Below are 13,690 nucleotides of genomic sequence, written 5' to 3'. Positions count from 1 at the left end.
CAAGAGGGAGGGTTTCGATGAAGCTGCACGGCTATTTCCGCTCCAGTGCCGCCTATCGCGTGCGGATCGCGCTGAATCTGAAGGGGCTCGGCGCCGAGCATCTGCCGCATCATCTTCGCAAGGGCGAGCAATGCGCGCCCGCCTATCTCGCCATCAATCCGCAAGGCCTGGTGCCGGCGCTGGAAAGCGATGGCGGCGCCGTGCTGACCCAATCGGTCGCGATCATCGAATGGCTCGACGAGACGCACCCCAATCCGCCGCTGCTGCCGAAGGATCCGCTGCGCCGCGCCAAGGTGAGGGCGCTCGCCTTGGCGATCGCCTGCGACACCCATCCGGTGCAGAACCTGAAGGTGCTGGCGCGGCTGCGCGAGCTGGGGCTTGCCGAGGAGAAGGTCCAGGAATGGGCGGCGTGGGTCAACCGCGAGGGCCTGTCGGCCTGCGAAACCCTGATCAGGGACGAGCCGGGCCCGTTCTGCTTCGGCGATGCGCCGACGCTGGCCGATCTCTGTCTCGTGCCGCAGCTTGCCAATGCGCGCCGCTTCGGCGTCGATGTCTCGGCCTATCCGCGCCTTCTCAAGGCAGAAGCCGCCGCCAAGGCGTTGCCGGCGTTCGCCAATGCGGCACCGGAGAAGCAGCCCGATGCCGAGTAAGCCTCCTCCTCCGATCACGATGGATGCGGTCTATGCCGCGCCGGGCTATCTGTTCCGGCGCATGCAGCAGATTGCGGTCTCGATCTTCATGGAGGAGTGCAAGGCGTTCGATCTCACGCCGGTGCAATATGGGGCGCTGATCGCGATCCACACCCATCCCGGCATCGATGCGACGCGGCTGTCGGCGGTGATCGCGTTCGACCGCTCCACCCTCGGCAGCGTGATCGAGCGGCTCCAGGCCAAGGACTATATCGAGCGCAAGCCCGCGCCCGAGGACAAGCGGATCAAGCTGCTCTATCTGACCAAGCCGGGCGCTGCGATCCTGCGCGAGATCATCCCCGCCGTCGAACGCGCCCAGGCGCGCATGCTGGAGCCGCTGAAGCCCACTGAGCGCAAGACGCTGATGGGGCTTCTGGTGCAGCTCGTCGATCTCAACAACGAAGTCTCGCGCGTGCCGCTGCGGGCCGAGGACGCGCTGGAGCATCTGGGGAAGGGCGGGTGAGGGGAGGGTTTGGCGTGGTGCTGGCCCAACACTCAATCTCGTCCCGGCGAAGGCCGCGACCCATAACCACAAAACTGGATTTGGCGAAGACAGGCAACGACCATCTCGCGCCACACGACTGCTGCGGCGTATGGGTCCCGGCCTGCGCCGGGACGACAGCGAATGTGTGGCAGCGCCGTCGGCCTCACATCCGCAGCAACGCCTGCCGATCGATCTTCCCCGTGCCCGTCTTCGGCAGTTCGTCGATGAAGATCACCTCGCGCGGATATTTGTACGGCAAGAGCTTGCCCTTGACGTAATCCTGTAGCCGTCGCGTCGCTTCGCTCTGGTCGGTGGCACGGCTGTTCATCACCACCACCGCCTTCAGCGTCATGCGACGGTCGGGCAATTCAGCGGCGAACACCGCGCATTCGCGGATGTCGGGGTGGTCGGCGAGGCACAGCTCGACCTCGAGCGGATAGACCCATTGGCCGGAGATCTTGATGAGATCGTCGGCGCGGCCGCGGAAGAAGTGGAAGCCGTCGGCATCGCGCACGAAGCGGTCGCCGGTGTAGATCCAGCCGCCCTCGCGGATGGTCTCGGCGGACTTGTCCGGCCGGTTCCAGTACAGCGGCGTGTTGGAATCGCCGCGGACCCACAAGATGCCTTCCTCGTCGTCGCCGACCTCGCTTCCGTCCTTGTCGCGCAGTGCGACCTCGTAGCCGGGCACGCGCAGGCCCGCGGCGCCGAGCTTTTTCTGCTCGGGGCGGTTGGAGAGATAGATGTGCAGCACCTCGGTCGAGCCGAGGCCTTCGACGATTTCGAGGCCGGTGAGAGTCTTCCAGCCGTTGAAGACGTCGGCCGAGAGCACTTCGGCCGCGGAGAGCGCCATGCGCAGCGACGAGAAGTCCGTCTGTCGCGCGCCCTCGGCCTTGGTCAGCGAGGTGTAGAGCGTCGGCAGGCCGAAGAAGACCGTCGGCCTGTACTGCTCGACCGCCGCGAAGATCGTTGCCGGCTTCGGCTGGCCCGGCAGCAGCAGCGTCGTCGCGCCGACCGAGAACGGGAAGGTGACGGAGTTGCCGAAGCCGTAAGCGAAGAAGATCTTCGGCACCGAGAAGCAGATGTCGTCGGGCGTCAGCTTCAGCACGTTCTGGGCGAAGGCCATCTCGCTATAGGCCATGTCGTGCTGGAGATGCACGATGCCCTTGGGCCGGCCGGTCGAGCCGGAGGAGTACATCCAGAACGCCATCTCGTTGCGATTTGTGTCCGCCTCCGCCAGCTCGGCCGGGAATTGCGCAAGCCAGCCTGCTGCCGCGACCGCCGCAGGCGCAGCATGCTCGCCCGTTTCGCCATTGACGACGATCAGCGTGCGCAGGTTCGTGTCCTTGCACGCCTCCGCATTGAAGCGTGCGCAGAATTCGGACTCGGCCACCGCGACGGTCGCGCCGGAATCGGCGAGATAGAATTGCAGGAGATCGGGCGGCGTCAGCGTGTTGATCAGGAGCGGCACGAAGCCGGCGCGCACCGCGCCGAAGAAGGCGGCGGGATAGGCCGGCGTATCGTCGAGGAACAACAGCACGCGGTCGCCGCGTTTCAGCCCGAGTGAGATGAAGCCGTTGCCCCAGCGGCAAGCCTCCGCGCAGAGCTCGGAATATGTGCGCGTGCCCGCCGCACCGATCAGCGCGAGCTTGTCGCCATATCCCTTGCCGAGATTGTCGAACAGCACGCGGCTGGCGTTGTAGATTTGCGGAACGGCAAAGCCGATCTCGCGTGCGCCCGCGCTGTCCGCGGGCACCTGGTCGCGAATCTCGTTGTTCATGCCTCGTCCCCGCCGTTCTTGGCGGCCTCATAACGCGCCATGAAGGCCGGCGACATCGTGCGCAGGCGGGAATCGTCGATGCGCCCGGAGCGGGTGATGTAGCTGTAGGCAAAGTCCATCAAATCGAGCTGCATGTGTTCGGCAAAGTGCTCGTACCAGCAGGCCGAGGTGCGCGCAGCGTTGACGAGTTTCTGCACCACCGGTTTTCGCTCGGCCTGGTAGCGAAGCAATGCGGTGTTCAGATGCGCATCGGATTCCAGCGCCTTGACAAGCGCGATCGCGTCCTCGATCGCGAGCCGCGTGCCGGAGCCGATCGAGAAATGCGCCGAGTGCAGGGCGTCGCCGATCAGCACCATGTTCTTGAACGACCAGTGCTCGTTCCAGACCCAGGGGAAATTGCGCCATACCGATTTGTTGGAGACGAGGCAGTGGCCGCCGAGCGTATCCGCAAACACCTCCTCGCAGACGCCCTTGGACTGCTCGACGTCCTTGTAGGCGAACCCGTAAGCCTGCCAGGTGGCGTGATCGCACTCGACCAGGAAGGTGCTCATGGTCGGCGAATAGCGGTAGTGATGGGCGTTGAAGGCACCGCGGTCGGTCTTGACGAAGGTCTGCGACAGCGTGTCGAACCGCTTCGAGGTGCCGTACCAGACGAACTTGTTGGAGGAGTAGGACAGCGAGGTGCCGAAATCGCCCTCGAAGGCGCGGCGCACCAGCGAGTTCAAGCCGTCGGCGGCGACGATCAGGTCGTGGCCGTTGAGTTGGTCGATACCGAGAATTTGCGTGTCGAAGCGCGGCGTGACGCCGGCATCGAGCGCGCGCTGCTGCAGGAACTGCAAGAGCTCGAGCCGGCCAATCGAGGAGAAGCCGACGCCGTCGATGGCGACGCTGTCGCCATGGACGTTCAGCGTGATGTTCTCCCAGCTCTCCATATGCGGCGCGATCGCGTCGACCGTCTCGGGGTCGTCGGTACGCAGGAACTCCAGCGCCTGGTCGGAGAACACGACGCCAAAGCCCCAGGTCGCATCGGCCGGGTTCTGTTCGAACAGGTCGACTTGATCCTCAGGGTGACGCTTCTTCCAGAGATGGGCGAAGTAGAGCCCGCCGGGCCCCCCGCCAATCACGGCGATCCGCAACGTCTGCCTCCCTAATTGACAGTATACTTACTATCTAGGGGTAGACTAATGTGCTCCGGCGTCCCGCGCCAGCAGAATTATCGGCCAAGCGCGGCGCGCCAAAGCTCGCTTCCGGACCCCGTCTTGCGCGTGTCCGAAGCCGTCAGGCGCGAACCATAGCCAAAGCGCGTCGGCTTGGCCACCCGGGGATCAGACGCAACGCTTCACGTAGACCCCGTTCACCACCACCCTAGTACAGCGGACCACCGGAACCGGCTTGCGGACCACGACGGCGGCGTTCGGCCCGGCGCAACCGGCGCGATAGACGCCGCGCGCGCACACCACCGCGTTGGCGTCGGTGACCTCGAACGTCATGGTCGCCGCGAAGGCGAGGAGTGCAGAAGCAACGAGCAGCAATGAACGCATGTTGTACTCCCTGTCTTGTCGTGATCGAAATCGATATCCGCAAAAGCTTGTCGCGGCAGGCGTGCGAAAATCCATTCGCGCACGCCGCCGATCAGTATCGTGCGCCTTCGGCGTGCGCTGCCTTATCGCGCTGCGAACGGGGCGAGTACCTCCTTGCAGGCAGGCGACAGCGACGCGGCATTGCTCGAGATGCATTGCACGATGCGGCCGCCGCCGGGCGCCACTCCGGCGCACAGCGTGCGGATGTCGGCGCCGCAGGCCGATCGGACGATGAGCAGCTCTTCGCGCGGCCGCAGCGGGCGCAGAACGATCACGGCTGGCGCGGCCGCCGGTGCAGGAGCCGCGCCCGCGGGCGCTGCCGTTGTTGCCGCGCCGCCGCCGGCCGCGGCGTTCAGGGCTTTCTCGCAGGCGGGCGAAACCTTGGCCTTGTTCTTCTCCAGGCATTCGAGCGCGGGGGCGCCACCGGGCGGCACGCCGGCGCAAACCTTGGGATAGTCGGCGCGGCACGCGCTCTTGACCGCAGCAACCTGCGCGCTGCTCGGCTGCTTGGCGGCAGCTGCCTTTGGCGCAGGTGCGGCGGCGGGCTTTTCAGCGGGGGCCGCTTCAGCCTTCGGCGCCGCAGGCGCCGCTTCGGTCTTGGGCGCAGCTTCGGTCTTTGGCGCGGCCGGCGCGGCTTCGGTCTTCGGAGCCGCAGCGGGCTCCACCGCGCGAACCGCGGTCTGGCATCCAGGTGACAGGCTGGACATGTTTTTCGCCAGACATTGATACGCTTCCACGCCGCCGGGCGTGACGCTCGCGCAGTGCGCCATGAAGTCCGAACGGCATGCGGACCGCATGGCGCTCTTTTGCGCGTCGGTCGGTGCTTGCGCGAAGGCGCCTGTTGCAGTTGCGAAGAGCGCGGCGGCGAGCAGCGCCGTGCGCGTTGATGCATGTTTCAACGTGTTGAACATCTGGGTGATTTCCTGCCCTGTCGGTAACGCCGACGGTTTTCAAATGTAATGCAAGCGCAATCGCCGCGAGTGATGCCTCGCGCGCGGTATCTTTGGATGCTTTGGCCTCTACCGCAAGTAGATAATGCCGGCGCAATTGCGACGAAACTAGAGCATGATCCGGACCCGAGGGGCCGCGTTAGCGCAAAGTGTGCAGCGGTTTTCCCTTGCGACAAACGCGGAACGCGTTTGCGCGGACATCATGCTCAAACAATACGTCGTCAGAGCTTGACCATGCGCTTGCCGCGGTTCTCGCCCGCGAGCAATCCGATCAGCGCTTTCGGCGTGTTCTCCAATCCGTCGATGATGTCCTCCTGCACCTTCAGCTTGCCGGATTTGACCCAGGCCTGGAGATCGGCGAGCGCGCGCTGGCTGTCCTTCATGTAGTCCATCACGATGAAGCCCTGCATGACCAGCCGCTTCACCACGATCAGGCCGGGCACGCCGCGCGGACCGTGCGCCGATGGCGCGCCGTCATATTGCGAGATCGCGCCGCAGCAGGCGATGCGGCCGTAATTGTTCATCTGCGGCAGGCAGGCTTCCAGAATGTCGCCGCCGACATTGTCGAAATAGACGTCGATGCCCTTCGGCGCGGCCGCGCGCAGGGCCTTGAACACGGCGCCGTCCTTGTAGTCGACGGCGGCATCAAAGCCGAGCTCGGAGGTCAGCCAGTTGCACTTGTCGGCGCCGCCGGCGATGCCGATCACGCGACATCCCTTGATCTTGGCGATCTGCCCGACGATCGAGCCGACCGAGCCGGCCGCGGCGGAGACCACGACGGTCTCGCCCTCCTTGGGCTTGCCGACCTCCAGCAGGCCGAAATAGGCGGTGAGGCCGGCGATGCCGAACACGCTGAGCAGATGCGTCATCGGTTCCAGCTTCGGCATCTTGGTGAGGTGCTTTGCCGGTACCGCGGCAAACTCCTGCCAGCCGGTGTCGCCGAACACGATGTCGCCGGCAGCCAAGCCCGGCGCCTTCGAGCTGACGACCTCGGCGATGCCGCCGCCGGCCATCACGCTGTTGGCTTCGACGGCTGAACGATAGGTCGCGCCATGCATCCAGGCGCGGTTGGCGGCGTCGAGCGAGATGTAACGCACGCGCAGCAAAGCCTCGCCGTCCTTCGGCTCCGGCATCGCGCCGTCGACCATCTTGAAATGTTCGGGGCCGAGCTTGCCGCTCGGCTTTTCCACCAGAAGAATCTGGCGATTGATGTTGCCGCTCATGGCGTTTCCCTCTTCGTTTGCTTGACGATTATTGATGCAGCCGCCGCAAAGAAAACGTGCAGGCCGCATTCGTTGTGCGCTGCATGAAGGCTAGATCGCGGGGGGCAGTTTCACAACGGGAACATCCGGCCAACGCGGCCACCCGCCAAGCGTGTTGCGTAGCCGTCATATCTGCGACATCATGAAGCGCCGGTGTACGTGGGGGTAAGCAATGTCGAACAGGTTTACGCAATACATCTTGGGCGCGATGGTGCTGGGCATCATCATGGGCTCGGCGATCTACAACTTTCTGCCCGATACGCGCGCCGACTGGGCCTCGTCCATCAACCTGATCGCCATGATGTTCCTGCGCCTGATCAAGATGATCATCGCGCCGCTGGTGTTCGCGACCCTGGTCGGCGGCATCGCCCATATGGGCTCGGGCTCCAAGCTCGGCCGCATCTTCGCCAAGACCATGGGCTGGTTCATCAGCGCCTCCTTCGTCTCGCTGCTGCTCGGCCTCGTGATGGTCAACCTGCTCCAGCCCGGCGCCAACTTCCCCGGCACGCTGCCTGCGGCAGGCCAATCGACCGGCCTGCCGGTCTCGGCCTTCTCGATCGAGAAGTTCCTGACCCACCTGATCCCGACCTCGATCGCGGATGCGATGGCGCAGAACGAGATCCTCCAGATCGTGATCTTCGCCGTGTTCTTCTCGGTGGCGATGGGCGCGATGCCCGAGCGCTCCAAGCCGATCCTGGCGCTGATCGACGATATCGGCCACATCATGCTCAAGGTGACGAGCTATGTGATGCTGTTCGCGCCGCTCGCGGTGTGGGCCGCCATCACGGCGACGGTGGCCAAGAACGGCCTGCTGGTGCTCTGGAAGCTTGTCGTCTTCATGGGCGGCTTCTATCTCTCGCTGGCGATCCTGTGGACGATCCTAGTGATCGTGGGCTTCATCGTGATCGGGCCGCGCTACAGCCATCTGCTGAAGCTGGTCCGCGAGCCGCTGATGATCGCGTTCTCCACCGCGAGCTCGGAGGCGGCCTATCCGAAGACGCTGGAGGCGCTCAACCGCTTCGGCGCCTCGTCGCGGATCTCGAGCTTCGTGCTGCCGCTCGGCTATTCCTTCAACCTCGACGGCACGATGATGTACTGCACCTTCGCGGCCGTCTTCATCGCGCAGAGCTACCACATCGACATGGCGCTCGGCACGCAGCTCGCGATGCTGGCGACGCTGATGATCACCTCCAAGGGCGTCGCCGGCGTGCCGCGCGCCTCCCTCGTCGTGATCGCCTCGACGCTGGCGCAGTTCAACATTCCCGAGGCCGGCCTGCTCATGATCATGGGCATCGACACCTTCCTCGACATGGGCCGCAGCGCCACCAACGTGATCGGCAATACGCTCGCGACCTCGGTCGTGGCGAAGTGGGAAGGCGAGCTTGGGCCCGAGCATGAGATGGGACCAGGCGACGCCGTGCCCGGCGACATGGTGCCCGGCGAAGTGCCCGCCATGGCCGGCCATGGTTAGGAGCGCATCATGGGCCAGACACTGACGAGGTCAGTGATCGGCGGCTGTCTGTGGCTCGCGGCATCGTTGCTCGCGACCACAGCATTCGCCCAGACCAGCAACGAAGGGCTCAGCCCGACGCTGTCGGCCATCAAGAAAGCGCATGTCGTGCGGCTCGGCTATCGCGAGAGCTCGCCGCCGTTCTCCTTCCTCGACCAGTCGGGCCGCCCGATCGGCTACAGCCTCGAACTCTGCGAGGCGATCGTCGAGGAGATCGGCGTCGAGGTCGACGATCCCAATCTCAGGATCGACTACGTCAAGGTCACCTCGGACGACCGCATCGACGCCGTGCTCCAGAACAAGATCGACCTGGAATGCGGCTCGACCACCGCCAATGCCGAGCGTGGCAAGCGCGTCGCCTTCTCCCCGCTGATATTCGTCGCCGGCACCAAGCTGATGGTGCCGAAGGCGTCAAAGGTCCAGTCGTTGACCGATCTGAAGGGCAAGACCGTGGTGGTGACCAAAGGCACCACCAACGAGCAGGCGATCCAGGCGGCCGACAAGAAGTCCTCGCTCGGGTTGAACATCGTCGCCTCGCCGGATCACGAGCAGTCGTATCAGATGCTCGTCGACGGCAAGGCCGATGCGTTTGCGACCGACGACATCCTGCTCTCCGGCTTGATCGCGCGCCACAAGGCGCAGGACAAGTTCCGCGTTACCGGCGATTACCTGTCCTATGACCCCTACGGCATCATGTTCAGGAAGGGTGAGCCGCAATTGTCGGCCGTGGTCGAGCGCACCTTCCGCAAGCTCGGCTCCAACCGCGACCTCGTCCCGCTCTACAACAAATGGTTCACCGCCAGGCTTCCGACCGGCGAACGGCTCAACGTGCCGATCTCGCTGCAACTCGAGGAAGCCTTCAAGGCGATGGACGATTCGGCGAGCGCGAATAACTAGCGCTTACTTTGGTTCTATCCTCGAATGCTGCTGCGAGAGGTGTGCTCGCGTAGAGAGACCCCTCACTCGTCTCGCCGCCAAGGCTGCGAGCCACCCTCTCCCACAAGGGGAGAGGGTGCAGTGGGTGGCTGCTAATTTGTGCCAAACACCCGGTCCAGCGCCGCGTCATACGACGCCTGCACCAGCTCCGGATGCAGCTTCGCCAGCGCTTCCATCATCACGCCGGAATTGATCTCGAGCACGCGCCAGGAGCCGTCGACGCGGACCACGTCGATCGATGCGAAGGCAATGCCGATAGCCTTGGCGGCGTCGGCGGCGAGCTTGACGCAGGCCGCGCGAACCTCGCCGTCCTCCATCAGCACCGGCCGTGCGCCGGCGTCGAGATTGTGCCGCCAATCCGATCCACGCTGCTTGCTGTAGACGACAAGTGGCACGTCATCGAGCAGCACCACGCGGATCTCCTGCTCGATCGCGACATAGGGTGAGATCACGAGCCCCGTGCTCATCGAAAAGACTTCGCCAACCGCGTGGTCGAGTTCCGCCTCCGTCGTCACCTTGAACACCGATCGCCCCGATGTCCCCTCGTTCGGCTTCACCACCACACCTTGCGGATGGTCGTGAAGCAGCATGAGCATTGCCTCTCGCCAGGTGGCGCCAACGACATTCTTGCCCAGCCTCGGGTTGAGGAAGAGATGATGAGGAATGCAGGGCACGCCCTCGAGCGTCAGCGCCTCGGCCGTCGCCGATTTGTCGTTGGCGAGGCGATGCGCGATGGCGCTGTTGAGGCCGATGTCGTAGCCGAAGGCGAAGTGGCGCGCCTCGCCCCGGCGCATCGCGATCAGCCAGCCGCCGGAGCGGATGTCGACGGCAATGCCATGGCGGGCGCAATAGCGCCGGATCGCCTGGACGAAGATGCGTTCGCTGCTGGCCATGGGTCTCAGTCACTCCTGTCGCCAAAAGCCGCAAAAATGCGGGGTTCGGCGCCAGGCCGGGGTGAAAATCAGAGCTATTCTTAATGAAATTCTCGCGAGCGCGACGGAAATTAAGTGCTGCCGTCGAGCCCGAAAGGGAAAAGAAATTGCCCTGTGCGCGCGCCACGCAGCAGATTCGTTAATGGCGCGGCCAATTCCTTCGCAAATGCCGGTTTGATCGGCATCAATTGCACCCGAAACGAGGTTGATTATTGGTCTCAATGGCGTAGATCACACACGCGAAATCCTCCGCCATGGCAATGGTGTCCGCCCGCTTTCAGGGCCGGGCAATGCTTTTGCCCTAAAACCGCAATTATTCGGAATATCGAAAATCATGAGCGCGTTTTACCGAGAGAAGGTTCTTTCCGTCCAGCACTGGACCGACACGCTGTTCAGCTTTCGCGCCACGCGCGATACCGGCTTCCGTTTCCAGAACGGGCAGTTCGCGATGATCGGCCTCGAGGTCGACGGCCGTCCGCTGCTGCGCGCCTACAGCATGGCGAGCGCCAACCACGAGGAAGAGCTCGAGTTCTTCTCGATCAAGGTTCAGGACGGCCCGCTGACCTCGCGCCTCCAGAAGATCAAGGAAGGCGACACCATCCTGGTCGGCCGCAAGGCGACCGGCACGCTGATCACCGACAACCTCATCCCGGGCAAGCGGCTGATGCTGCTCTCGACCGGGACGGGCCTCGCGCCGTTCGCGAGCCTGATCAAGGACCCCGACGTCTACGAACAGTTCGAGAGCATCGTGCTGGTGCATGGCTGCCGCCAGGTCTCCGAGCTCGCCTATGGCGAGAAGCTCGTCGCCAATCTGCGCGAGGACGAGCTGTTCGGGGAGCTGCTCGCTGACAAGCTCGTCTACTACCCGACCGTGACCCGCGAGCCGTTCCGCAATCGTGGCCGCATCACCGACCTCATCAGCTCCGAGCAGATCTTCAACGACATCGGACAGGGCCCGCTCGACATCGCGACCGACCGCATCATGATGTGCGGCAGCCCGGCGATGCTGGAAGAGCTGAAGGTGATGTTCGAAGGCCGCGACTTCGTCGAAGGCAGCGGCAACAGGCCCGGCCATTTCGTGATCGAGAAGGCGTTCGTCGAGCGCTGAGTCCTCTTGAATGGGTGGCGCGATCTCGTCTCCCATTCAACTCGTCGTCCCGGACACGCGCAGCGAAGCGGAGCGCCGATCCGGGATCCATAGCCACAGGGCGTGGTTTGGCGAAGACTCGCGGTGACAGCTTTCTCAGTCACGAAATCCTGTGGTTATGGATCCCGGGTCTGCGCTGACGCTTGCCCGGGATGACAGCTCGGTTTGTGGCCACTGCGGCCTCCTCCCATCCCCGCCTCTTCTGCTGCACTGCAAAAGCCTAACCTCTCGGCGGATTGATTTGCCGCGGCCGAATTCGCTAGCCTGAAACAAGCGCCGCGTCATATCCGTATGACAGGCGCGGACGTATCGTACCGCCTCAAGCTGGCGAGAGGATGGGAATCGTGGCCGACGAAAATAGCAAAGCGCCAAAATCGAAGCGTGGGCCCCTGGAAGAGGGGGCCATGGAAACCCTGCTGATTCCGTTCTCGCCGCGCTTTATCGTGCTGACGATCTGCGCGGTCGTCACCGCGCTCCTGATCGGCTTCGGCATCGCCGACCGCAAGATCTTCGACATCCTGCTGATACCGATCCTGATCTTCGGCGCCCTGACGCTGCTCGGTGTCCGCGACCTCATGCAGAAGGGCCATGCGGTTCTGCGCAACTACCCGATCTCGGCGCATATCCGCTTCCTGCTGGAAGAAATCCGCCCCGAGATGCGGCAGTATTTCTTCGAGAGCGAGAAGGACGGCATGCCGTTCTCGCGCGACATCCGCGCGGTGGTCTATCAGCGCGCCAAGATGCAGCTCGACAAGCGTCCGTTCGGAACCCAGGAGGACGTCTACCGCGAGGGCTACGAGTGGATGCATCATTCGGTGTCGCCGAAGACGCATGCCGAGGAGAAGTTTCGCGTCACCATCGGCGGCCCCGATTGCGCAAAGCCATATTCGGCATCGGTGTTCAACATCTCGGCGATGAGCTTCGGTGCGCTCAGCCCGAACGCGGTGCGTGCGCTCAATGCCGGCGCGAAGAAGGGCGGCTTCGCGCATGACACCGGCGAGGGCGGCTTCAGCCCCTATCACCGCGAGATGGGCGGCGACATCATCTGGGAAATCGGCTCGGGCTATTTCGGCTGCCGTCACCTCGACGGCACGTTCGATCCCAAGGCGTTCGCGCGGGTCGCCAGCGAAGACCAGATCAAGATGGTCGAGCTCAAGATCAGCCAGGGTGCCAAGCCCGGCCATGGCGGCGTGCTGCCGGCGGCGAAGGTCTCGGAGGAGATCTCCAAGATCCGCGGCGTGTCCATGGGCGAGGACTGCATCTCGCCGGCCTCGCACCGCGCGTTCTCGACGCCGACAGGCATGATGCAGTTCATCGCGGAGATGCGACGCCTCTCCGGCGGCAAGCCGGCCGGATTCAAGCTGTGCATCGGTCATCCCTGGGAATTCCTGGCGATCTGCAAGGCGATGCTGGAGACCGGCATCTATCCCGATTTCATCGTCGTCGACGGCAACGAGGGCGGCACCGGCGCCGCGCCGCTGGAGTTCATGGACCATCTGGGCATGCCGATGCGCGAGGGCGTCAACTTCGTGCACAATGCGCTGATTGGCATCAATGCGCGCGACCGCATCAAGCTCGGCGCTTCCGGCAAGATCGCCACCGCCTTCGACATGGCGCGGGCAATGGCGATCGGCGCCGACTGGTGCAATTCGGCGCGCGGCTTCATGTTCTCGCTCGGCTGCATCCAGTCGCTGAGCTGCCATACCGACCGTTGCCCGACCGGCGTCGCGACGCAGGATCCGACGCGGGCGCGCGCGCTCTACGTGCCGCTCAAGATCGACCGCGTGCACAATTACCACCATGCGACGCTGCACTCGCTGACCGAGCTGATCGCCGCGGCCGGTCTCGAACATCCCCAGCAGCTGCGCCCGATCCATTTCAGCCAACGGACGTCGACGACCCAGGTGCAATCATTTGCGCAGCTCTATCCGGCGCTGCGTCCGGGCGAATTGCTCGAAGGCACGGAAGACCCGCGCTTCCGAGACGCCTGGCGGATGGCGCGGGCGGAGACGTTCCAGCCGGCGCTGTGAAGCGCCGGGCCACGGTATGAAGCGGCCGCGCGAGGCCATGGAATTGTCGCGAGCAGAGCGATGGCTTAACGTCTGATTCAACTTTGGGTATAGATTCATCCCATGGACGAGCGACGCAACAAAGCCAGACATCGCGTGCTGAAGGCCGGAACGATCGAGTTCGGCGGCGGCGCGATCGACTGCACCGTCCGCAATTTCTCGGACACCGGCGCAGCCCTCGACGTCACCAGCCCGGTCGGCATTCCCGAACACTTCACCCTGCTGATCCAGGCCGACGGAAAGCAGCTGGCGTGCACCGTGGTCTGGCGCAAGGAAAAGCGGATCGGTGTGAAGTTCGGGTAGGGGATCTGTTGTTGGGCGTTAGCGCGAGGTTCTTGCTCCGTTGTCGTCCCG

13 protein-coding genes are annotated in these 13,690 nt (G+C 64.2%); 7 read left to right on the top strand and 6 right to left on the bottom strand.

What is annotated here, in order from left to right; translation table 11 throughout:
• Positions 1-17: 17 nt before the first annotated feature.
• Both maiA and E4K65_RS14995 read left to right on the top strand, forming a co-directional pair.
• Positions 18-650 (top strand): maleylacetoacetate isomerase, encoded by a 633-nt coding sequence (maiA, locus tag E4K65_RS15000; protein WP_135174833.1) that lies wholly within the window; start codon positions 18-20, stop codon positions 648-650.
• The gene (locus E4K65_RS14995) at positions 640-1,152 is read left to right on the top strand and encodes a MarR family winged helix-turn-helix transcriptional regulator (RefSeq protein ID WP_167770826.1); all 513 of its coding nucleotides are present in this window, start codon (positions 640-642) and stop codon (positions 1,150-1,152) included. Before maiA ends, E4K65_RS14995 begins: the two co-directional genes overlap by 11 nt.
• Before the next feature lie 184 nt (positions 1,153-1,336).
• Here the strand turns inward: E4K65_RS14995 and E4K65_RS14990 are convergent, their stop codons facing one another.
• From E4K65_RS14990 to E4K65_RS14970, 5 genes are all read right to left on the bottom strand, one after another.
• Positions 1,337-2,950 carry a benzoate-CoA ligase family protein gene (locus E4K65_RS14990; RefSeq protein WP_135174831.1) on the bottom strand — a complete coding sequence of 538 codons (1,614 nt, stop codon included), beginning with the start codon at positions 2,948-2,950 and terminating at the stop codon, positions 1,337-1,339.
• Positions 2,947-4,086, bottom strand: a complete 1,140-nt coding sequence (locus E4K65_RS14985; protein WP_167770825.1) for an FAD-dependent monooxygenase — start codon at positions 4,084-4,086, stop codon at positions 2,947-2,949. Before E4K65_RS14985 ends, E4K65_RS14990 begins: the two co-directional genes overlap by 4 nt.
• Before the next feature lie 189 nt (positions 4,087-4,275).
• Positions 4,276-4,491 (bottom strand): hypothetical protein, encoded by a 216-nt coding sequence (locus E4K65_RS14980; RefSeq protein WP_135174830.1) that lies wholly within the window; start codon positions 4,489-4,491, stop codon positions 4,276-4,278.
• 122 nt (positions 4,492-4,613) lie between these two features.
• On the bottom strand, positions 4,614-5,441 hold the full coding sequence (locus E4K65_RS14975) for a hypothetical protein (protein ID WP_135174829.1): 828 nt from the start codon (positions 5,439-5,441) through the stop codon (positions 4,614-4,616).
• A gap of 260 nt (positions 5,442-5,701) precedes the next feature.
• Positions 5,702-6,703, bottom strand: coding sequence for an NADP-dependent oxidoreductase (locus E4K65_RS14970; RefSeq protein WP_135174828.1), 1,002 nt, complete (start codon positions 6,701-6,703; stop codon positions 5,702-5,704).
• A 211-nt stretch (positions 6,704-6,914) separates the two neighbouring features.
• Between E4K65_RS14970 and E4K65_RS14965 the strand changes: the two genes are divergently transcribed.
• Positions 6,915-8,213, top strand: a complete 1,299-nt coding sequence (locus tag E4K65_RS14965) for a dicarboxylate/amino acid:cation symporter (protein WP_027545162.1) — start codon at positions 6,915-6,917, stop codon at positions 8,211-8,213.
• Positions 8,214-8,222: 9 nt separating this feature from the next.
• On the top strand, positions 8,223-9,149 hold the full coding sequence (locus E4K65_RS14960; protein ID WP_135174827.1) for an amino acid ABC transporter substrate-binding protein: 927 nt from the start codon (positions 8,223-8,225) through the stop codon (positions 9,147-9,149).
• A gap of 131 nt (positions 9,150-9,280) precedes the next feature.
• Here the strand turns inward: E4K65_RS14960 and E4K65_RS14955 are convergent, their stop codons facing one another.
• Positions 9,281-10,081, bottom strand: a complete 801-nt coding sequence (locus E4K65_RS14955) for an ATP-grasp domain-containing protein (RefSeq protein ID WP_135174826.1) — start codon at positions 10,079-10,081, stop codon at positions 9,281-9,283.
• Between the two features lie 373 nt (positions 10,082-10,454).
• On the opposite strand from E4K65_RS14955, the gene E4K65_RS14950 reads away from it, so the two are divergent.
• From E4K65_RS14950 to E4K65_RS14940, 3 genes are all read left to right on the top strand, one after another.
• A complete protein-coding gene (locus tag E4K65_RS14950) occupies positions 10,455-11,228 on the top strand; it encodes a ferredoxin--NADP reductase (RefSeq protein ID WP_135174825.1) in 774 nt (257 codons plus the stop codon).
• Positions 11,229-11,671: 443 nt separating this feature from the next.
• A complete protein-coding gene (locus E4K65_RS14945; protein WP_135174824.1) occupies positions 11,672-13,297 on the top strand; it encodes an FMN-binding glutamate synthase family protein in 1,626 nt (541 codons plus the stop codon).
• A 102-nt stretch (positions 13,298-13,399) separates the two neighbouring features.
• The gene (locus E4K65_RS14940; protein ID WP_135174823.1) at positions 13,400-13,639 is read left to right on the top strand and encodes a PilZ domain-containing protein; all 240 of its coding nucleotides are present in this window, start codon (positions 13,400-13,402) and stop codon (positions 13,637-13,639) included.
• The last annotated feature ends 51 nt before the right edge of the window (positions 13,640-13,690 follow it).

It is taken from the genome of Bradyrhizobium niftali, assembly GCF_004571025.1.
Taxonomy (GTDB): Bacteria; Pseudomonadota; Alphaproteobacteria; order Rhizobiales; family Xanthobacteraceae; genus Bradyrhizobium; species Bradyrhizobium niftali.
Note: the sequence above shows the minus strand (reverse complement) of the source record. Positions and strands in the feature narration are given on the sequence as shown.

Bases quoted from the DNA above. Each gene is read 5' to 3' on its own strand.
- maiA (WP_135174833.1), top strand. From the start codon at position 18: ATGAAGCTGCACGGCTATTTCCGCTCCAGTGCCGCCTATCGCGTGCGG.
- E4K65_RS14995 (WP_167770826.1), top strand. From the start codon at position 640: ATGCCGAGTAAGCCTCCTCCTCCGATCACGATGGATGCGGTCTATGCC.
- E4K65_RS14990 (WP_135174831.1), bottom strand. From the start codon at position 2,950: ATGAACAACGAGATTCGCGACCAGGTGCCCGCGGACAGCGCGGGCGCA.
- E4K65_RS14980 (WP_135174830.1), bottom strand. From the start codon at position 4,491: ATGCGTTCATTGCTGCTCGTTGCTTCTGCACTCCTCGCCTTCGCGGCG.
- E4K65_RS14975 (WP_135174829.1), bottom strand. From the start codon at position 5,441: ATGTTCAACACGTTGAAACATGCATCAACGCGCACGGCGCTGCTCGCC.
- E4K65_RS14970 (WP_135174828.1), bottom strand. From the start codon at position 6,703: ATGAGCGGCAACATCAATCGCCAGATTCTTCTGGTGGAAAAGCCGAGC.
- E4K65_RS14965 (WP_027545162.1), top strand. From the start codon at position 6,915: ATGTCGAACAGGTTTACGCAATACATCTTGGGCGCGATGGTGCTGGGC.
- E4K65_RS14960 (WP_135174827.1), top strand. From the start codon at position 8,223: ATGGGCCAGACACTGACGAGGTCAGTGATCGGCGGCTGTCTGTGGCTC.
- E4K65_RS14955 (WP_135174826.1), bottom strand. From the start codon at position 10,081: ATGGCCAGCAGCGAACGCATCTTCGTCCAGGCGATCCGGCGCTATTGC.
- E4K65_RS14950 (WP_135174825.1), top strand. From the start codon at position 10,455: ATGAGCGCGTTTTACCGAGAGAAGGTTCTTTCCGTCCAGCACTGGACC.
- E4K65_RS14945 (WP_135174824.1), top strand. From the start codon at position 11,672: ATGGAAACCCTGCTGATTCCGTTCTCGCCGCGCTTTATCGTGCTGACG.
- E4K65_RS14940 (WP_135174823.1), top strand. From the start codon at position 13,400: ATGGACGAGCGACGCAACAAAGCCAGACATCGCGTGCTGAAGGCCGGA.